Annotated in this window: 16 protein-coding genes; 9 read left to right on the forward strand and 7 right to left on the reverse strand. The window is 69.8% G+C overall.

All coding sequences use genetic code 11. From position 1 onward, the window contains the following. The first annotated feature begins 1 nt into the window (after window position 1). The 6 genes from glmU (at window position 2) to DEU36_RS00280 (ending at window position 8,423) form a co-directional block, all read left to right on the forward strand. Window positions 2-1,474 carry a bifunctional UDP-N-acetylglucosamine diphosphorylase/glucosamine-1-phosphate N-acetyltransferase GlmU gene (gene glmU, locus DEU36_RS00255; RefSeq protein ID WP_120262412.1) on the forward strand — a complete coding sequence of 491 codons (1,473 nt, stop codon included), beginning with the start codon at window positions 2-4 and terminating at the stop codon, window positions 1,472-1,474. Next, on the forward strand, window positions 1,449-2,483 hold the full coding sequence (locus tag DEU36_RS00260) for a ribose-phosphate diphosphokinase (RefSeq protein ID WP_120262413.1): 1,035 nt from the start codon (window positions 1,449-1,451) through the stop codon (window positions 2,481-2,483). The genes glmU and DEU36_RS00260 overlap by 26 nt, the downstream gene beginning before the upstream one ends. A 244-nt stretch (window positions 2,484-2,727) precedes the next feature. Then, the gene (locus DEU36_RS00265) at window positions 2,728-5,436 is read left to right on the forward strand and encodes an HAD-IC family P-type ATPase (RefSeq protein WP_120262414.1); all 2,709 of its coding nucleotides are present in this window, start codon (window positions 2,728-2,730) and stop codon (window positions 5,434-5,436) included. 88 nt (window positions 5,437-5,524) lie between these two features. Then, window positions 5,525-6,010: an FMN-binding protein gene (locus DEU36_RS00270; RefSeq protein ID WP_120262415.1), complete on the forward strand. Its 486-nt coding sequence runs from the start codon at window positions 5,525-5,527 to the stop codon at window positions 6,008-6,010. Further along, entirely contained in the window at window positions 6,007-6,879 is an 873-nt protein-coding gene (locus tag DEU36_RS00275; RefSeq protein WP_120262416.1) for an FAD:protein FMN transferase, read from the forward strand. The genes DEU36_RS00270 and DEU36_RS00275 overlap by 4 nt, the downstream gene beginning before the upstream one ends. Next, window positions 6,876-8,423, forward strand: a complete 1,548-nt coding sequence (locus tag DEU36_RS00280) for an FAD-dependent oxidoreductase (RefSeq protein WP_120262417.1) — start codon at window positions 6,876-6,878, stop codon at window positions 8,421-8,423. The genes DEU36_RS00275 and DEU36_RS00280 overlap by 4 nt, the downstream gene beginning before the upstream one ends. A 131-nt stretch (window positions 8,424-8,554) precedes the next feature. Here the strand turns inward: DEU36_RS00280 and DEU36_RS00285 are convergent, their stop codons facing one another. The 4 genes from DEU36_RS00285 to DEU36_RS00300 all read right to left on the reverse strand — a co-directional run bounded on the left by DEU36_RS00285 (window position 8,555) and on the right by DEU36_RS00300 (window position 12,817). Continuing rightward, entirely contained in the window at window positions 8,555-9,898 is a 1,344-nt protein-coding gene (locus DEU36_RS00285) for an HNH endonuclease signature motif containing protein (RefSeq protein WP_259455153.1), read from the reverse strand. Between the two features lie 164 nt (window positions 9,899-10,062). After that, window positions 10,063-10,500 carry a hypothetical protein gene (locus DEU36_RS00290; protein WP_147374343.1) on the reverse strand — a complete coding sequence of 146 codons (438 nt, stop codon included), beginning with the start codon at window positions 10,498-10,500 and terminating at the stop codon, window positions 10,063-10,065. After that, window positions 10,497-12,089: a cell wall metabolism sensor histidine kinase WalK gene (locus tag DEU36_RS00295; RefSeq protein WP_310790715.1), complete on the reverse strand. Its 1,593-nt coding sequence runs from the start codon at window positions 12,087-12,089 to the stop codon at window positions 10,497-10,499. The genes DEU36_RS00290 and DEU36_RS00295 overlap by 4 nt, the downstream gene beginning before the upstream one ends. Next, on the reverse strand, window positions 12,086-12,817 hold the full coding sequence (locus DEU36_RS00300) for a response regulator transcription factor (RefSeq protein ID WP_120262419.1): 732 nt from the start codon (window positions 12,815-12,817) through the stop codon (window positions 12,086-12,088). Before DEU36_RS00300 ends, DEU36_RS00295 begins: the two co-directional genes overlap by 4 nt. Window positions 12,818-12,905: 88 nt before the next feature. Here DEU36_RS00300 and DEU36_RS00305 point away from each other — a divergent pair, with 88 nt between their 5' ends. Further along, the gene (locus DEU36_RS00305; protein ID WP_120264272.1) at window positions 12,906-13,919 is read left to right on the forward strand and encodes a magnesium and cobalt transport protein CorA; all 1,014 of its coding nucleotides are present in this window, start codon (window positions 12,906-12,908) and stop codon (window positions 13,917-13,919) included. Between the two features lie 78 nt (window positions 13,920-13,997). On the opposite strand, the gene gndA is transcribed toward DEU36_RS00305, so the two are convergent. Both gndA and eda read right to left on the reverse strand, forming a co-directional pair. Continuing rightward, entirely contained in the window at window positions 13,998-15,590 is a 1,593-nt protein-coding gene (gndA, locus tag DEU36_RS00310) for an NADP-dependent phosphogluconate dehydrogenase (protein ID WP_120262420.1), read from the reverse strand. Window positions 15,591-15,657: 67 nt separating this feature from the next. Further along, window positions 15,658-16,320, reverse strand: a complete 663-nt coding sequence (gene eda / locus DEU36_RS00315) for a bifunctional 4-hydroxy-2-oxoglutarate aldolase/2-dehydro-3-deoxy-phosphogluconate aldolase (RefSeq protein ID WP_120262421.1) — start codon at window positions 16,318-16,320, stop codon at window positions 15,658-15,660. Between the two features lie 96 nt (window positions 16,321-16,416). Between eda and DEU36_RS00320 the strand changes: the two genes are divergently transcribed. Beyond that, the gene (locus tag DEU36_RS00320) at window positions 16,417-17,859 is read left to right on the forward strand and encodes a gluconokinase (RefSeq protein ID WP_120262422.1); all 1,443 of its coding nucleotides are present in this window, start codon (window positions 16,417-16,419) and stop codon (window positions 17,857-17,859) included. Continuing rightward, window positions 17,856-18,824 (forward strand): phosphoglycerate dehydrogenase, encoded by a 969-nt coding sequence (locus DEU36_RS00325; RefSeq protein WP_120262423.1) that lies wholly within the window; start codon window positions 17,856-17,858, stop codon window positions 18,822-18,824. Before DEU36_RS00320 ends, DEU36_RS00325 begins: the two co-directional genes overlap by 4 nt. On the opposite strand, the gene DEU36_RS00330 is transcribed toward DEU36_RS00325, so the two are convergent. After that, a complete protein-coding gene (locus DEU36_RS00330) occupies window positions 18,799-19,494 on the reverse strand; it encodes a FadR/GntR family transcriptional regulator (RefSeq protein WP_120262424.1) in 696 nt (231 codons plus the stop codon). The two genes, DEU36_RS00325 and DEU36_RS00330, sit on opposite strands and share 26 nt — an antisense overlap. Between the last annotated feature and the right edge of the window lie 130 nt (window positions 19,495-19,624).

Consider the following 19,624-nt stretch of genomic DNA (forward strand, 5'->3'; position numbering starts at 1 on the left):
CATGAGCGACACCCAACTCGACCCCCGTCTCGCTGTCGTGATCCTCGCCGCGGGGCAGGGGACGCGGATGAAGTCGTCGCTGCCGAAGGTGCTGCATCGCATCGGCGGACGACCGCTCGTCGGCCACGTGCTCGACACCGCGCGCGACCTCGCCCCCGCCCATGTGCTCGTCGTCGTCCGTCACGAACGTGATCGCGTCGCCGAAGCGGTGCTCGGCGTCTCGCCCGAGGTGGTCGTCGTCGACCAGGACGAGATCCCCGGAACGGGCCGGGCCGTCGAGGTCGCGCTCGATCAGCTGCCGGAGTTCACGGGCGACGTGCTGGTGCTGAGTGCCGATGTTCCTCTCCTCGACGACGCCACGCTCGGCGAACTGCTGCGCACGCACCGCTCGTCGGGTGCGGCGGCCACGATGCTGAGCGCTCGCCTGACCGACCCCACGGGCTACGGCCGCGTCATCCGTGACACCGCGGGCGGTGTCGACCGCATCGTCGAGCACAAGGACGCAACCGACGCAGAGCGTGCCGTCGACGAGGTCAACGCCGGCGTCTACGCCTTCCAGGCGGGCCCTCTGCGCGAGCGGCTGGGCCGGATCAGCACGGCCAACGTCCAGGCCGAGAAGTACCTCACCGACGTCGTGGGGATGCTGCGCGCCGACGCCCTCGCCGTCGCGGCGCAGCCCGTGGCCGACCCGACCCTGATCGTCGGCGTCAACGACCGTGTGCAGCTCGCCGAGGCCGGACGCCTGCTGAACGCGCGCACGGTGCGTCGCTGGCAGCTCGAGGGGGTGACGGTCCAGGACCCCGCGACCACGTGGATCGACGTCACCGCCATGCTCGCCCCCGACGTGACCGTGCTCCCGAACACCCACATCCTCCGCGCGACGGTGGTCGCGGAAGGGGCCACGATCGGCCCCGACACGTCGTTGACCGACTGCGAGGTCGGCGCGGGCGCCTCGGTGACGCGGAGCGATGCGACCCTCGCCGTCATCGGCGCCGGTGCGACCGTGGGGCCGTTCTCGTACATCCGGCCCGGCACGCAGCTGGGGGAGCGCGGCAAGATCGGCACTTTCGTCGAGACGAAGAACGCCGTGATCGGCGAGGGGAGCAAGGTCCCGCACCTGTCGTACGTCGGCGACGCCGAGATCGGCCGCGGCGTGAATCTGGGGGCGGGCGCGATCACCGCGAACTACGACGATCTCGCGAAGCACCGCACCGTCATCGGCGATGAGGTCCACGCCGGCTCGCACAACGTCTTCGTCGCGCCGGTTAAGATCGGTGAGGGCGCCAAGACGGGCGCCGGAGCGGTCATCCGCAAGGACGTCCCGGCCGGTGCTCTCGCGCTCAGCGTCGCCCCCCAGCGCAATGTCACAGGGTGGGTCGAGAAGAACAGACCCGGTACTGCAGCCGCCGCAGCAGCGGCACGCGTGCGGTCTTCACAGGAAGCGGACGATGGCTCGCAAGAAGAACACGGTTGACCTCGACGTCTCGCGGGGTATCGCCCCGGGACTGGTCGCCAAGACCAAGAAGCGTCTCGTCGTGGCATCCGGTGGCTCGCACCCCGCGCTGTCTGCCGATGTGGCGACGCAGCTCGGCACCGAGCTCGTCCCCACCGAGCACCGCACCTTCGCGTCGGGTGAGATCCTCACGCGCTTCGAGGTCTCGATCCGCGGGTGCGACTTCTTCCTCGTGCAGTCGTTCGGCCCGCCGGTCAACGAGTGGCTCATGGAGACGCTGATCATGCTGGACGCCGCCAAGCGCGCATCCGCGAAGCGCATCACCGTCGTCGCGCCGTACTACCCGTATTCGCGCCAGGACAAGAAGGGCCGCGGTCGCGAGCCGATCAGTGCACGCCTCGTCGCAGACCTGTTCAAGACGGCCGGTGCCGACCGTGTGATGAGCGTCGACCTGCACGCCGCGCAGATCCAAGGGTTCTTCGACGGTCCCGTCGACCACCTCTTCGCCAAGCCGGTGCTGCTGGAGCACTTCGAGCGCACGCTCAGCCCAGAGGACCGGGCGAAGCTGACGGTGGTCTCGCCCGACACCGGCCGTGTCCGGGTCGCCGACACCTGGTCGGACAGCCTGGGCGCACCGCTCGCGATCATCCACAAGCGTCGCGACCCGAACGTCGCCAACCAGGTCACCGTCAACGAGATCGTCGGTGACGTGCGCGGACGCGTCTGCCTGCTGGTCGACGACATGATCGACACCGGCGGCACGATCGTCAAGGCTGCGCAGGCGCTGAAGAACAATGGTGCCGAGCGCGTCATCGTCGCGGCGACGCACGCGATCTTCAGCCACCCGGCGGTCGACCGCCTGCAGGATGCCGCGATCGACGAGGTGGTCGTCACCGACACGATTCCGCTCGGCGACGACAAGCGCTTCCCCGGCCTCACCATCCTTCCGATCGCACCGCTCTTGGCGCGCGCGATCAAGGAGGTCTTCGAGGACGGTTCCGTCACCAGCATGTTCGACGGCGCCGCCTGACCCGGGACGCATCCGCTCGGCTGCCGCGCCCCGCTGTTGCCGCCGGGGCTGCGTGCGGTCGTTCGTCGGCACCCCGTGCCGTGCCGTCCACAGGCTGATCGCGTCCACGGGCAGTGGGAGCAGAGGCCACGCCTGATCGAGCCTGTCGGCGGCACAGCAGCAGCGCCCCGGCAGGGTCCCGACGCACCGTCTTCCACGGCGACAGCCACTGTGGCGGGAGGCTCGACGCCGTAGGATCGGCGGCATGGCTGCCCCCACCTCCGAGGCGGACCTCGAGTCGCCTCGCTCCTACGCTCGCCCCGTCGACGAGGTCGCATCGGCGCTCGGAACCAGCGCCGAGGGGCTGAGTTCGGACGACGCGGCGAGGCGCCTCGCCGCGATGGGGCCGAACGTCCTGCCCGAGGCGAAGCGCACTCCCGCATGGCTGCGGTTCCTCTCGCATTTCAACGACACCCTGATCTACATCCTGCTGGCCGCCGCCGCGATCAAGGCGGTGATGGCCGACTGGCTCGACGTCTGGGTCATCCTCGCCGTCGCCATCATCAACGCCGTGATCGGCTTCGCGCAGGAGGGGCGGGCCGAGAAGGCCCTGGCGGGCATCCGAGGGATGCTGTCGTCCGACGCGAGCGTGCGTCGCGACGGCTCGTGGCGGCGTGTGCCCGCCGCGGATCTCGTGCCCGGTGACGTCGTACGCCTGTCTCCCGGCGACAAGGTTCCGGCAGACCTCCGCCTCGTCCAGGCGAGTCAGCTGCGCATCGACGAGGCGGCGCTGACCGGTGAGTCGGTGCCGTCATCCAAGCAGACCGACCCCGTCGACGCGGATGCCGGCGTCGGCGACCGCGCTTCGATGGCCTTTTCGGGCACGATCGTCTCGGCGGGGCAGGGGCGGGGGATCGTCACGGGAACCGGCGCCCGCACCGAGATCGGCAAGATCCAGGAACTGGTCGGCGGCGCGGGTAACTTGACGACGCCGCTCACGAAACAGCTGGACGCGTTCGGGCGGGTCCTGACGCTCGTCATCCTCGGGATGGCCGCCCTGATGATGCTCATCGGCCGGTTCGTGCACGGGATGCCGTTCGGTGAGCTCGTCTCGGCGACGATCGGCTTCGCCGTCGCGGCGATTCCGGAGGGGCTTCCGGCGCTTGTGACGATCACGCTGGCGATCGGCGTCCAGCAGATGGCGCGGCGTCGCGCGATCACGCGCAAGCTCCCGGCCGTCGAGACGCTCGGCTCGGTCACCACGGTGTGCTCCGACAAGACGGGAACGCTGACCAAGAACGAGATGACCGTGCGGCGGATCGTCACCCCGGTCGCCCGCTACGACGTCTCCGGGCTCGGATACGATCCGGAGGGCGAGATCGAGCGGGTCGACGGCGAAGGTCGTTCCGGCGGCGATCTGTCGGCCGTCCTGGCGGTGGCCGACCTCTGCAATGACGCGGACGTCGTCTCGGATGACGACGGGTGGAAGCTCGTCGGTGAACCGACCGAGGGGGCGCTGCGTGTCGTCGCGATGAAGGGCGGACACGACGGCGAGGCCGACGGCGTCCGACGCGTCGACGTTCTGCCGTTCGACTCGGAGAACAAGTTCATGGCGACCCTGAACGAGGGTGCAGACGGGTCGCGCGCGCTGCTCGTCAAGGGCGCCCCCGACCGGCTGCTCGACCGTTCGACGCGTCAGCGCGGGGCCGCCGGGTCAGAAGACCTCGACCGCGACTTCTGGGAGGCAGCGGTCGCCGAGCTGAGCGGTGAGGGCCTTCGGGTCCTGGCCGCCGCACGTAAGCCCTCGAGCCTCGATGAGATCGGGCTCGACGACGTCGAGGCGCTGGAGTTCCTCGGTCTCTGGGGCATCCTCGACCCGCCGCGCCCGGAGGCAGTCGAGGCGATCGCCGACTGCCACCGCGCCGGCATCCGCGTGAAGATGATCACGGGTGACCACGCGGGAACCGCCGTCGCGATCAGCCGCGAGATGGGACTGGTGTCGGATGACGCACCGCGCGTCCTCACCGGCGGTGAGCTGGAGTCGCTCAGCCAGGAGAAGCTGAAGGATGTCGTCCGCGACGTCGACGTCTACGCCCGGACGAGCCCCGAGCACAAGATCCGCATCGTTCGCGCCCTGCAGTCGCACGGTGAGGTCGTGGCGATGACGGGCGACGGCGTCAACGACGCTCCCGCCCTCACCCGTGCCGACGTCGGGGTCGCGATGGGCATCAAGGGCACGGAGGCGACGAAGGAAGCGGCCGAGATCGTCCTTGCCGACGACAACTTCGCCACGATCCGTTCGGCTATCCGCGAGGGGCGTCGGATCTACGACAACCTGCGGAAGTCGATCGTGTTCCTGCTGCCCACGAACGGTGCGCAGTCGCTCGTCATCCTCGTTGCCGTGGTGTTCGGACTCGCGCTCCCGCTGTCGCCGGTGCAGGTGCTGTGGGTCAACATGGTGACGGCTGTGACGCTGTCGCTCGCGCTGGCGTACGAGCCGGCGGAGCCGGGAATCATGTCGCGACCGCCACGATCGAGCGGGGGGTCGATCATCTCACTGCGCGAGCTCATGTTCGTCCTGGTGGTGTCGGTGCTGATCGGCGGCGCGACGCTCGCGGCGTTCGCGATCGTCCGTGCCACGGGCGCCGATCTCGACGTCGCCCGAACGGTGTCGGTGTCCGTCCTCGCCCTGGGGCAGCTGGCGTTCCTGCTCAACTGTCGCTTCCTGACCAGGTCGAGTGTGAACCGCGATGTCCTGCGGGGCAACCGGGTGATCTGGTGGTCGGCTGCCGCGCTCATCGGGTTGCAGCTCGTATACACGTACGTGCCGTTCATGAACACGCTGTTCGACTCCCGTCCCTTGTCTGTGCAGGCATGGCTGCTGCCGCTCGGTTTCGCCGTGGCGATCTTCTTCGCGGTGGAGGGCCTGAAGGCGCTCTGGCGCGAGCCTGCACGACTCGATGCAAACGCATAGGAATAACAGAGGGGACCCATGGCGGCGGGCCGCTAGCGTGAGATCAGCCCGCCTCCCCCCGGAGGGGCACGACACAGGAGGACCCCCCATGATCCGAGCCACTGCCGTACCCCGTTCGCTCCGTGTGACCGCCGCCGCGGCATCCGTCGCCGGCCTCGCCCTTCTCGCCGGGTGCGCGGGTCAGGCCGATGCCGAACAGCCCGGTTCGGGTGGAGCGCCCTCGTCCGACGCGACGCCCGCGGCGGGCTCGACCGGTTCGGCGGGCTCGACCGGCGGAACCTACACCGACGGCACGTACACCGCCGAGGGCACCTACCAGACCCCGGAGGGCCCCGAGACGATCACCGTGCAGCTGACGATCGCGTCCGACGCCGTGACCGCGGTGGAGGTCACAGGTGAGCCGACCCGCCGTGAGAGCAAGCAGTACCAGTCGCAGTTCATCGGCGGCATCTCGGATGCCGTCGTCGGCAAGAGCCTCGACGAGGTGAAGGTCGACCGGGTCGCGGGCTCGTCCCTCACAAGCGGTGGCTTCAACGCGGCGGTCGAGGAGATCCGCACCGACGCGGCAGCATGATGGCCGCGGCTGCCGGCTCCGGACGGTGGGAGTTCGACGCCATCGGGACCGTGTGGTGCATCGAGAGCGAAGCGCCCCTGGGCGATGCCCAGCGCGCGGCGGTCATGTCGGTGGTCGATGCGTTCGACCGTGACTGGTCGCGGTTCCGCGACGACTCCACCGTGAGCCGACTGGCCGCGGGCGGGTCGGTGGTCGCGCCGCCCGACGCGGTGGACATGCTCGCGCTCTACGGCGCGTTGGCCGATGCCACGGACGGTGCGGTGAACCCCCTCGTCGGTGACGTGCTCGCGCGGCGCGGCTACGACGCGTCGTACTCGATGCGCGACGGCGGTGCCTCCGCCGCGGTGGCGCAGTGGCGCGATGTCGTCGAGCTCTCCGATGACCGACTCACGCTTCATCGCCCGGCGACGGTCGATGTGGGCGCGGTGGGCAAAGGCCGCCTCGTCGATCTCGTGCTGGCGGAGCTGCGACAGCGGACGGCCGGCTGGCTCGTCGTCGATGCGAGCGGCGACCTGGCGGTCGACGGGGTGCGTCAGCGCGTCGCCCTCGAGCACCCCTACGACGCTTCTCGGGCGGTGGGGGTGTGGGCTCTGGATGCCGGGGCGCTGTGCGCGTCGGCGACCAACCGCCGTGCGTGGGGCGACGGTCTGCACCACGTGCTCGACGCCCGCACGGGTGAGCCGGTGCGGGAGTATGCGGCGACGTGGGCGGTCGCCGCCGACGCGATGACGGCGGATGCCGTCGCCACAGCCCTCTTCTTCGACGGCGGTCCGCGATTCGCGGAGCGCAGCAGAGCGTCGTGGGTGCGGATGCGCACCGACGGGGCCGTCGAATGGTCACCTCACTGCGAAGCGGAGTTGTTCGTATGACATCCCTGACGGCCCTTCGGAACCGAGCTGTCGGTGCACTCGGCCGCGTGTCGATGTACCGGTTCGTGCTCGTCGCGCTCTCGGTGCTCGCGGTCATCGCGTTCGTGTTGACACTGGCGGGGCAGATCGCGGGCGATCCGCTCGCCCTGCCGGTCTCGCTCGTTGTGCTGGCCGCCGCGATCATCGTCGTGGATGCCGTGGCGCAGCGCCTGCTCGGCCGTACATGGCGCATCGAGTCGGCGGTCATCACCGCTCTGATCCTGCTCTTCGTTCTGCGACCGACGCTCGAGCCGGCGGGACTGGCCGGGCTCGCGATCGCCGGAGCGGTCGCCTCGGCATCGAAGTACCTGCTCGCGTGGCGCGGTCGTCACATCTTCAACCCGGCCGCCGCCGGTGCGACGGTGCTCACCGTGCTGAGTATCCCGTTCCCCGACCTGGGAGCGTCGGCCTGGTGGGTCGGCACGCCCGTTCTGGCGGTGCCGGTCGTCGTGCTCGGCGGCCTCGTGGTGGTGCGGACCGAGAAGGTGCGGGTCGTGGCCGTCTTCCTCGTCGTCGCGGTCGCTGTCGCGTTCGTGCGCACGATCGTGCAGTATGCGCAGGTCTCGCTCCCGGTCGATGCGACGGTCATCGGGCAGGTGCTGTGGTCGTCGCCGTTCCTCTTCCTCGGCGCGTTCATGCTGTCGGAGCCGTTGACGCTCCCGCCCCGTCGGCGGCAGCAGTACGCGGTCGCCGCGCTCGTGGGGGCTCTTGCCGGGTGGCCCATCCTGATCGGCGACGTGAGTCTCGGGCAGGAGCGCGCGCTGCTGATCGGCAACCTGCTCGCCTTCTTCTTCGCCTACCGCGCCGCGGTGCGGTTGACCTTCGTGGAGCGCAGGGCGCTGACGCCGTCGGTTCGCGAGCTCACGTTCCGGGCTCATCGCGGCTTCCGATTCCGCCCGGGACAGTACCTCGAGCTCGAGGTCCCGCACCGCCGACCAGATGCGCGGGGCACACGGCGAGAGTTCTCGATCGTGTCGGCGCCTGCGGAGCTGCCGGAGGTTCGGATCGCGATCCGTGAGGGTTCTCAGTCGAGCTACAAGAAGGCCCTCGCGGTCGTGGAGCCCGGTCGGGATCTTCCCGTCACGGGTGTCTGGGGCGACTTCGTGCTGCCGGCGCGGACGGACGCGAAGGTCGTGCTGGTGGCTGCGGGGATCGGCGTGACGCCCTTCGTGTCGCAGCTGCGTGAGATGCGCCTGGCTGGAGAGCGTCGCGACGTCGTCATGATCTACGTCGCATCGGATGCCGAGGAGCTGGCATTCCGCGACGACATCATTGCTGCGGGCATCCCGGTGATGGTGGTGACGCGTGATGAGCCTCGGAACCTTCCGGATCATTGGCGCTGGACCGGGGGAGAGCGGCTGAGCGCCGCCTCGCTCGCCGGTCTCGTCCCGGATCTCGGCGAGCGGCATGCCTTCATCTCCGGCCCACCTCGGCTCATCGCCGAACTGGCTCCCGCGCTGTCGAAGGCCCGATCGCTCACGACCGACGCCTTCGCCGGATACTGAGACGGTCCCTCGCTGCGGGTCGTCGACTGAGGCTGGTAGGCGTTGCGGGATCGATTTCATCCCGCGCAGGTCGTCTTCGCGCGGGCGAGCGAGCGAGCAGCAGCCCACGCCGAGCGCGGGGCGGGCGGGGATCAGAAGGGTGGCGGTTCGCCCGGTGGCGGGTCGGCCGTGTCGGCCGGGTCGGTGGTGAAGCAGACGGCGGGCACGGGTACGTCTTCGCGGTAGACCCGTCCGAGGGGTGAGGTCCATTCCAGGACTCCGCCGCCGACCTGCCGCACTTCCCACCGGGTGAATTGCTTCATGGAGTGGTGTCTCTGGCAGAGGTGGGCGAGGTTGTGGAGGTGGGTGTGGCCGCCGAGGGCGTAATCGACGGTGTGGTCGAGCTCACACCTGATCGCGGCCCTGCGGCATCCGGGGAACCTGCAGTGCTGGTCACGTGCGGTGAGGAGCTTCTTCATCGCCATGGTGGGCCGGTACGTGTCGATCTGCACCGGGGTGCGGGTGACCGGGTCGATGAACAACCGGTCCCACTCGGAGACCTGTCCGGCGAGCTCACGCGCCGTGTCGGCGTCGATCAGTCCGGCGCCGACCGCGTCGGCGGGGTGCTCGTCACGGCCCATCAGGGTCTCCGCGGTGACGGTGACCTGCACGCGTGCGCGGATCGCCCCGAGCCCGCCGGTCCGGTCGGCCCCGTAGGTGGGGTCGACGACGGGCGCTCCGCCGAGGACGAGGTCGCCGAGAATGTCAGCACGCAGCTGATCCATCGTCCGGGCGTCAGGTGCAGCATCGGCCTCCACCGCATCACCGCGACCGCCCACGTCCCGGGCATCTTTGACGGCTTGTCCCATCTGGGTGAGCCGGTCGAGCATCCCCACCGCGATCACGGTCGGTACGGTCGCGATGACATCGGACATTCCGTCGGCCCCGTGCAGGACCCTTACGCACCGCCCCGCGGCGGCTTCTCGGTGCCGGTCGGTGAATGTGCGGTCGTGGAGCCGTTCTGCCAGGGCTCGCAGGGCGGGTTTGACCCGGGTGGCGATGTCCTGCTCGCACACGGCGATCGCGGCGGCCTCGAACTCGCCCCGCACCTCGCCGGGCAGCCCGGTTGCCGCTTTCACGACCACCTCGACGTGGTCACGGGTGATCCGCCGCTGCTCCCATGCCGCGAACACGGCCGGGTAGTCATCGACGATCGTCAATGCGTGGTCGATGTCGGCCTGCAGTCGCCGGTCACTGCGCCGCGCCAACCCCGCGGCTTCGGCCGCGACCGACCGCAGCTCCATGTCCGACGCCATCCCGCGCACCCCGTCACGGCGCGCCTCGCGAAGCGCCGACCGCCCCAGCTCGGCGAGAGCCCGCACCGACGCGACATCCGCGTGATGCACCAGCGTCAACGTCTCGGTGTACGCCGCGATCGCTCGGGCGTGCGGCGAGACGACGCCCCCACCCGGCCCACCACCTGCGTTCGCTGCCATGTTCCCATTGTGCCAGCCGGGTCCGACATCCACATCGAACAAAGATGCGAAGAATGAAACTCGCCCGGGCCACCGTGTGGGGAGGAACCGCCGGGCCAGCTCATCGGCACAGCCCTGAGAACGAGCGCCCTCACGAGTTGAGACCGCGTCTCCCGCCCCCGACGCTACGAGCGGTGGGCAGCCCGCCGCTGCGCGATGATGCGAACGACGTCATCGCTGAAGTTGCACACGGACCGCACCTCAGCCTCGAGACCATCCGTCTGCGTCGCAGCCGCCCCCGCAGGTCGCCCCGCGGCCACCCCCGGGCGCAGGCGCGCCTCCAGGTGGCGCTTCGCGACGCCTCGATCGACATCGGCGGGCACCTCGAACACCAGAACGTCGAAGTCGCGCTCGGCGTACCTGTCCACCGTGGCGCGCACGCGTCCGAGCTGCGGATCGTCGCTCTCGAGGTGCAGGTGCGCACGCAGCGCCGGCTCGTACGCGGTGGCCCCGACGTACGCGATGTCGCCCGTCTCGATGTCGAACCACACGTACACCCACGAGCCGGACGGTTGAACGCGACCGTGCCGGATCGCCACGACCCGCGTTTCGGTATGCGTCATCGCGACCCCTCGCCATCGGGATCACCGGCAGAAGCGGCGCCCGCCCCCGCCTCACCGTCCGCTCCTGCCCCCGCGCCCGTCCCAGGATCAGACGGTCGCGCGGTCAGCCGGAGCTCGAACGTGGTCGAGCCGGGCTCGCTCTGCACCGTGAGTGATCCGCCGTGTGCCGCCACGATGGCGCGGGCGATCGAGAGGCCGAGGCCTGTGCCGCCGGTTTGGCGTGCCCGCGAGCTGTCGCCGCGCGAGAAACGCTCGAAGATGTGATCGGCGACGGCGGGGTCGATGCCGGGGCCGTCGTCGTGCACCGAGAGGACCGCCGTACCGTCGGTGACGCGCACTGCCGTGGTGACGGTGGTGCCGGCTGGGGTGTGGACGCGCGCATTGGCGAGGAGATTCGCGACGACCTGCGTGATGCGGGTGGCGTCCGCCGCGACGACGACCGGTTCATCGCCGACATCCAGGCGCCACTCGTGATCCTGGCCTGCCGCTCGGGCGTCGGCCACCGCGTCGATGGCGAGGGCCGTGAGGTCGACCGTTCCGTAGACGAGCTCCTGTCCTTCGTCGAGCCGAGCGAGAAGGAGCAGATCCTCGACGAGGCTCGTCATGCGCAGCGACTGCGCCTGGATGCGTTCGAGCGCGGCGGTCGTGGTCTCTTCGACGCCCGGCACACCTTGACGCATCGCGCGGAGCGAGAGCTCGGAGTATCCACGGATCGAGGCGAGGGGCGTGCGAAGCTCATGACTCGCGTCGGCGACGAACGATCGCATGCGCTCTTCGTTGCGCTGGCGGGCGACGAGGGACGCATCGACATGATCGAGGAGGGTGTTCAGTGCTGCTCCGACGCGGCCGATCTCATCGTGGTCGTCGGTCTCCTCCTCGGGTACGCGCTCGCTGATGGAGACGGCTCCCTGCGCAAGGGGGAGCGACGCGACCCGGGTCGCGGTGTCAGCGACGACGCGCAACGGCCGGAGCGAGCGCTGAATGACAACCGCGATCGCCGCGCTGAGGAGGAGAAGGCCACCGACGGTCACGATCGTGATCGTGGTGACGACGGTTGCGACAGTCCCGTCGACCTGAGCGAGCGGAAGGGCGCCCAGCCCGGTGATGTCGCCGGCTGTGAATGACACGACGCGGAACGCGCCGAGGTCGCCGATCTCGATCGTCGCCGGAAGGGCGCCGAGGTCCGTCGAAGCGAGATCGTTCAGCTCCGCGGCGGTGAGGTCGCGCACTCCCTCGTCGCCGTCGAAGGTCGCACCGGTGATCGGACCGCGCGGGTCCTGCACCAGCAGTGTGTATCCGTAAGGGAGACCCGTCGTGCCGGCGATCGTCTCCTCTGCGGAACGCACACGCACGACGTACCCGCTGCTGTCGAAGAGTTTGAGTCCGCGCGTGAGCGATTCGGCGTTGGTGGTGACGGTTGAGACCAGCACCGTGCCGATCGTCGTGGCGAGACCGACCGCGCTCGAGATCAGCGTCAGCGCGACGACGCCGACCACGGTCAGCATCAACCGGGTCTGCAGCGTCCACCGCTTGCGCGGCCGACGGTCCGTACGCTCGCGCACCGCGTCGCGGTCGGGGGCGGAGGTCACTGCGGCGCTTTGATCATGTAGCCCACGCCTCGGACGGTGTGGATGAGCGGCTCGCGACCGGCATCGATCTTCTTGCGCAGGTACGAGATGTACAACTCGACCACGGAGGAACGGCCGCCGAAGTCGTAGTTCCACACGCGGTCGAGGATCTGCGCCTTCGAGACGACGCGGCGCTGGTTGCGCATGAGGTAGCGCAGCAGCTCGAACTCGGTCGCGGTGAGCTCGATGCTGGTCCCGGCCCGCTCGATCTCGTGCGAATCCTCGTTGAGGGTGAGGTCGCCGACGCGGAGCACCGGGTCGACACCGCCCGCGGTCGCCGTGCCCGCGCGCCGCATGAGGCCGCGCAGCCGTGCCACGACCTCTTCGAGGCTGAACGGCTTGGTGACGTAGTCGTCGCCGCCTGCCGTGAGCCCGGCGACCCGGTCGCCCACGGAGTCTTTCGCGGTGAGGAACAGCACGGGAACGTCGTCACCGGACTGGCGGAGCCGTTGCAGCACCGACATCCCGTCGAGGTCGGGCATCATGATGTCGAGCACCATCGCGTCGGGCTCGAACTCGCGTGCGAGCGAGAGCGCTTCGAATCCGGATGCCGCGGAGCGGACCTCCCAGCCTTCCATCTTGAGCGCCATCGAGAGCAGGTCGGTGAGCATCTGTTCGTCGTCGACGACGAGGACGCGCAGCGGGGAGCCGTCGGGACGCTGCAGTGTGCCGGGTGCTGGGGTGGTCATGATGCCATTGTCAGGTGTTCTCTATGGAGAAGCTATGGACGATGCTATGTCTGCGCTGTGAGCATGCGCGGTGGCATACGGTGACGTCATGACGAACGTTGAGACGGCGGTTTACGTCGACGGCTCCGTCGTGCGCGACGACCTCCCGCCCGATGAGGCGGCCGCACTCGCGCGCGAGCGCGCGGGCTTCGCCTGGATCGCGCTGATCGACGTCGACGACGCCGAGATCCAGACCCGCGCGGCCGAGCTGGGGATGTCCCCCATAGCGGTGAAAGAGGCACTGCGGCCGCACCAGCGGTCGATCTTCGAACGGTACGGCGATCATGCGTTCGTCGTCCTGCAGCCCGCGCATTACGACGACGCCTCCGAGACGGTCCGCTGCGACGAGATCGACGTCTTCCTCGCGCGCCATCTCATCGTGACGGTCACGCGGTCGGATCGGATCGACCTCGACGAGCTCCGCGGCCGGCTCCAATCGCACCCGCAGCTCCTGCGCCGCGGACCGGGATCGGTCATGTGGGTGCTCGCCGAACTCGTGACGACCGGATATCGCGCGGTGCTCGACGGCGTCGAGAACGACATCGACGAGATCGAGGACCAGCTCTTCGGCGACGGCCCGGACGTCTCGCGGCGCATCTTCGACCTGCAGCGAGAGGTGATCGACCTGGCCCATGCCACGTCGCCGCTGCCCGACGTGCTGACCCGACTGGGCACGACGCTCACCGACGCGGCGGCGGGGGCGGAGCCAGCGGGATGGGATGACGTGCGCGGGCGCGCCCAGTACGTCGCGGAGCGCGTGCAGTCGATGCGGCACACGCTCGACGATGCCCTGACGATCCACGCGACGCTCGTCAACCAGCGTCTCGACGAGAAGATGGCAGACCTCACCGTCGTCCAGGTACGTCAGAACGAGCAGGTCAAGAAGATCTCATCGTGGGCGGCCATCGGGTTCGCCCCGACTTTCGTCGCGAGCGTCTACGGCATGAACTTCACATTCATGCCCGAGCTCGCGCAGCCGTGGGGCTACCCGATGGCGCTCGGGCTGATGGTGCTTCTGAGCGCCGGCCTCTACGGGATCTTCAAGCACAACGACTGGCTCTGATCCCGGTCGCGCGCGTTCCGACGACGAAGGCCCCGGCGGAGCGATGCTCGCCGGGGCCCGATCATCGGTGCGCTGAGGTCAGTGCGTGTCTTCGGCCTCGACCTCGGAGCGGTCGCCCGACCACAGGGTGTGGAAGGTGCCGTCCTTGTCGATGCGCTTGTAGGTGTGCGCACCGAAGAAGTCGCGCTGGCCCTGGATGAGAGCGGCCGGCAGGCGCTCCGCACGCAGGCCGTCGTAGTACGACAGCGACGAGCTGAAGGCGGGGGCCGGGATGCCGGCGCCGGCCGCGGCCTGCACGACGTGGCGCCAGGCCTCCTGGGCGCGGCCGAGGGCCTCGACGAAGTAGGGCGCGGTCAGCAGGACGGGGAGCTCGTCACCGGTCGCGTATGCGTCGGCGATGCGGTTGAGGAACTGCGCGCGGATGATGCAGCCGCCGCGCCAGATCTTCGACACGGCGCCGAGGTCGATGTTCCAGCCGTACTGGCCCGCTCCAGCCCGGATCTCGTCGAAGCCCTGCGAGTACGCGACGATCTTCGAGGCGTAGAGCGCCAGGCGCACCTGCTCGATGAAGGCGTCCGCGTCGTCGACCGTGAAGGAGGCGTCGTCGGGGCCGGGCAGCGAGCCCGAGACGTCGCGCTGCTCACGGTGGCTCGACAGCGACCGCGCGAAGACGGCCTCCGCGATTCCCGAGACGGGAACGCCCAGATCGAGCGCGGTCTGCACGGTCCACGCTCCGGTGCCCTTGGCGCCCGCCTGGTCGACGATCACGTCGACGAGCGGCCGACCCGTCGCGGCATCCGTCTGACGCAGCACCTCGGCGGTGATCTCGATGAGGTACGACTCGAGCTCGCCGCGGTTCCACTCGGCGAAGATGTCGGCGATCTCGGCGGGCGACTTGCCCGTGCCTCGGCGGACGAGATCGTAGGCCTCGGCGATGAGCTGCATGTCGGCGTACTCGATGCCGTTGTGCACCATCTTCACGAAGTGGCCCGCGCCGTCGTGGCCGACGTGCGTCACGCAGGGCTCGCCCTCGGCGACGGCGGCGATCGACTTCAGGATCGGGCCGAGGGTCACCCACGACTCGTCGGGGCCGCCGGGCATGAGAGAGGGACCGAGCAGAGCGCCCTCCTCGCCGCCGGAGACGCCCATGCCGACGAAGTTGAAGCCGGCCTCGCGGACGGCCTTCTCGCGACGGATGGTGTCGGTGAACAGCGAGTTGCCGCCGTCGACGATGATGTCGCCCGGCTCGAACACCCGCATGAGCTCGTCGATCACGGCGTCGGTGGGCCGACCGGCCTTGACCATGATGATCGCGGTGCGGGGCTTCTGCAGGTTCGCTGCGAACTCCTCGTACGAGAACGCGGGGATGAAGCCCGCCTCGGGGTGGGTCTCGACGAGCTCGTCGGTCTTCGAGCGCGACCGGTTGAACACGGCGACCGTGTTGCCTTCGCGGCTCGCGAGGTTGCGGGCGAGGTTCGAGCCCATGACCGCCAGCCCGACGACACCGATGTTCGCGGAGCCGGAGCCCGCCTCGGCGGGAGCGCTGCTCTCGTCGGGGGTCGGTCGGTCGACTTCCTCGGGACGCGGGGCGCCCTCGTGGACCGTGGCCGCTTCGTGCGGCGCCTGATCCTGATCGGTCGAGGGTCCTGTCGGTGAGGGGGTCGACGCCATGCGTAGCTCCAGGTTCGCGTGCGGGTGGAATGGCCAGACTGCGAGAGAGCCCGGCTCTCTCGCCACTTTATCCGTTCGGCAGGCCGGCCGGAGCGGCTTGCGAGAAGGCCGCGACACGTGTGACGGCGTCGGATGTCGCTCGGATGATGGTGGCGGCATCGCGAGCTTCGACGGCCGACCGCGGCAGCATCCACGAGCCGCCGACGGCGGTGACCTGCGGGTGCGCGAGGTAGGCGTCGAGGTTCGTCGCGTCGATTCCGCCGGTCGGCACGAATCGCAGATCTCCGAAGGGGCCTGCGAGCGCGCGGAGTGCGGGCAGACCGCCCGATGTCTCGGCGGGGAAGAACTTCACGGTGCTGATGCCGGCGGCGAGCGCCGCCATGATCTCGCTCGCGCTCACGGCCCCCGGAACGAGCGGCACCCCGAGCGCGGCGGCTCGGTCGGCGACGGCCGGGTGGAACCCGGGCGAGACGAGGAAGCGGGCTCCCGCGGCGACCGCCACGTCGACCTGCGCGGGCGAGACGATCGTGCCCGCTCCGACGATCATGTCGCCCCGTTCGGCGATGGCCTCGATGGCCGCCGGCGCTGCGGGGGTGCGGAAGGTGATCTCGGCCACGGGCAGTCCGCCCTCGGCGAGGGCATCGGCGATGAAGACGCCCTGGTCGACGGAATCGGCGACGACGACCGGAACGAGGCGGTGGCGGGCGATCTGATCGAGAACAGCGACCATGATGTTTCTCCTCGGGGTGTCCATCGTCGGCCGAATGATCATATCATTGGGACTCGGCGACGCTGCCGCCCGCCGGACACCCGAAGATGGGCCCCTATGAAGATCCTCGCTCTCGAAGCCAGCACCACCTCGGCGAAGACCATGCTCTTCGACACGGACACCGGTGCCGTCGCCGTCCGCAGTCGCCGGTTCGAAGTCGACGGACCCGATTCCGCGGTCCGCGACGGGGACGCGATCTACATCCAGCTCATGGCCCTCGGCCGCGAAGCCGCGGCGGGGCAACGGATCGACCTCATCGTGCTCAGCGGCACGTGGCACGGCCTGACGCTGCGCTCCGGCGACCTCTCCGCAGTCACGCCGGTGATGGAGTGGCCGTACACCGGAGCGCAGGATCTCAGCGCCGCCCTGCGTGCCGACGACGATTTCACGTGGTGGTTCTACGAGCGCACCGGCTGCATGGTGAACGCGATCTACCCCGTGTTCAAGCTCCAGCACCTGCGGGCGCAGGGACTCGACATCGACGGCCTCCTCGCCCTCGACCAGGCCAGCCTCATCTTCGCCCGGATGACGGGTGAGATCTGGACGAACGACTCGCTGGCCTCCGGCAGCGGCCTGCTCTCGGCCACGGACGCGACGTGGGACCGCGAGGTCATCGACCGGTTCGACCTCGGCCGAGTGCGGCTGCCCGAGCTGCACTCGACGACCGCGACGGCCCCGCTGTCGACAGAGGCCGCGGTTCTCCTCGGGCTCGTCGCGGGCACCCCGGTGCTGACGCCCGGTCCGGACGGTGGCTTGAACCAGATCGGCGACCTCGCTACCGAGCCCGGCGAGATGACCTTCTCGATGGGGACGAGCGGTGCTCTCCGCGTCGCGTCGCGCCACCCGGCGTTCTCGCCCACCCTCAGCACCTGGTCGTACCGTTCGCCGCTCGGGGCCCTGAGCGGTGCCGCGACCTCAGGATGCGGCAACTGCGTCGACTGGGCGCGAGACCGACTCTTCGGGGCGTCGACGGATTACCTCGACATCGAGCCGTCGCTCTCGACCGACCGCGTCGACCTCCCCGTCTTCCTGCCCTTCCTGTTCGGCGAGCGGAGCCCGGGCTGGCAGGATCAGCGCAGGGGCGGATTCGTCGATCTCGCGCCGGCGCACTCGCGCGTGGACATGTACCAGTCGGTGCTCGAGGGCATCGTCTACTCGCTCTACCACTGCTACAAGGAGCTCACGGCGCTCGGTGGCACGCCGCGCCGGATCATCCTCTCCGGGGGAGTCCTGTCGTCGCCGTTCTGGACGCAGCTGACCGCCGATGTCTTCGGGGTCGAGATGGAGGTGTCGGCGCAGCAGCACACCTCGATCGTCGGGGCGGTGCGCATGGGGATGCTGGCGAGCGGCCTCGACCTGCGGCATCCCGCCTTCGACGACGTCGAGGTCCGCACGATCACTCCCCGCGAGCAGCACCGCGATCGCTACGACGAGGGGTTCGCCCGCTATCTCGATCAGTACCAGCGCACCGTGCCCGGCTCGCAGGGGGCGGCACGATGAAGGTGCTGGTGACGCCGACCTCGCTGTGCCGTGACCCGCACGGCGCATCGCTGGGCCGTCTCCGTGAGGTGGTCGACGAGGTGATCCTCAACCCGCACGGGCGGCCGCTGACTCCGGCCGAGCTCGTGCCGCTCGTCGCCGACGTCGACGGCATCATCGCCGGGCTCGACGACTACGACGAGACCGTCTTCGCGGCCGCGCCCCGCTTGCGCGTGCTCGCCCGCTACGGCGTCGGGGTGGACCGGGTCGACTTGGACGCCGCGGCCTCGCGAGGTGTCGTCGTGACGCGGACCCCGGGTGCGAACGCGATCGCGGTCGCCGAGCTCGCGGTCGGTCTCATCCTGGCCGCCGCGCGGCGCATCTCGAGACTCGACGAAGCCGTGCGCGCGGGGGAGTGGCCGCGCCTCGAAGGCAAGGAGCTCACGGGCGCGACCGCCGGGGTCGTCGGTTTCGGCGCGATCGGCCGGCTCGTCGCCGAACGCGCCCGGGCCCTCGGGATGAGGGTGATCGTGTTCGACCCGATGCTTCCCGATGAGGCGTTCGCGCAGGCCGGGGTCGAGCGGGTCGACATCGACGAGCTGTGCAGGCGCAGCGACGTGGTCAGCCTCCATGTGCCGCTGCTGCCCGAGACCCGGCATCTGCTCGACGAGCGGAGGCTGGCGCTGCTGCCCGCCGGCGCGATCGTCGTCAACACCGCTCGGGGCGGACTTCTCGACGAGACTGCGGCACGCCGCGCGCTCGACGACGGTCGTCTCCACGGCGTCGCGATCGACGTCTACGAGACGGAGCCGCCCTCCAGCTCGCCACTCGTGGGGCACCCGGGCGTGGTGGCGACGCCGCACGCGGGAGGACACACGAGCGGTGCGGTGCAACGGATGACGGATCAGTCGATCGATGCGCTTCTGACGGCGCTTCGCGGCGGTCGGCCCGACGGGCTGGTCACACCAGCGCCCGCACCTCGCTGAGGACGGCGTCGACGTAGCCGCGGGTGTGGCGTTCCGCGCCGTCGGCGTCGCCGCGCGCGATCGCCGCGGCTGTCTGCACGTGGTTGTTGAGAGCCTCTTCGTACGGGACGGCAGGAGTGAGTCCCACGTCTGATCGCCCCGCGATCACCGCGGCGATCGCCGCCTTGTTCGCGGCGAGCATGAGGTTGCCGCTCATGTCGAGGATGAGGTCGTGGAACTGGATGTCGACCTCGAGGTACTCGGGCGATGCGCCCTCGCCGCTCCGACCCAGCTCCTCCAGCCGCGCAGCGAGGCGCAGGAGTTCGGACCGCTGCACGTCGGTGCCGCGCTGGGCGGCCAGTCGTGCGGCGATCGGCTCGACCGCGGAGCGCAGCTCGTTGACCACGACGATCTGGTGATCGCGTCGGGGCGAGGCGAGCTGCCAGCCGATGAGGCGGGTGTCGAGCGCGCTCCATTCGTTCGTCGGCGTCACGGTGAGACCGACCCGGCGGCGCGAGGAGAGCATTCCCATCGCTTCGAGCACGCGAACCGCTTCGCGGATGACCGTGCGAGAGACACCGAACTCGGCCTCGAGGTCGGCCAGGGTGCACACCGATCCGGGCGCGAGCTCGCCCGATGCGATGCGGAGGCCGAGCGCGTCGAGCACGGACCCGTGGGATGCCTGCGCCATGACGCCTCCGAAAAATACGATCAGTGGTTGTAAAAGATACGATCATTGTGCGAGGATCGCTCTGCTCCGCTGCCGTGGCACGGGGCAGCTCGAATACTAACGCGGGACGATCCGCGGGGTTCAGCCCCGG

This window comes from Microbacterium sp. AG238, from assembly GCF_003610405.1.
In the GTDB taxonomy this organism is placed as follows: Bacteria; Actinomycetota; Actinomycetes; order Actinomycetales; family Microbacteriaceae; genus Microbacterium.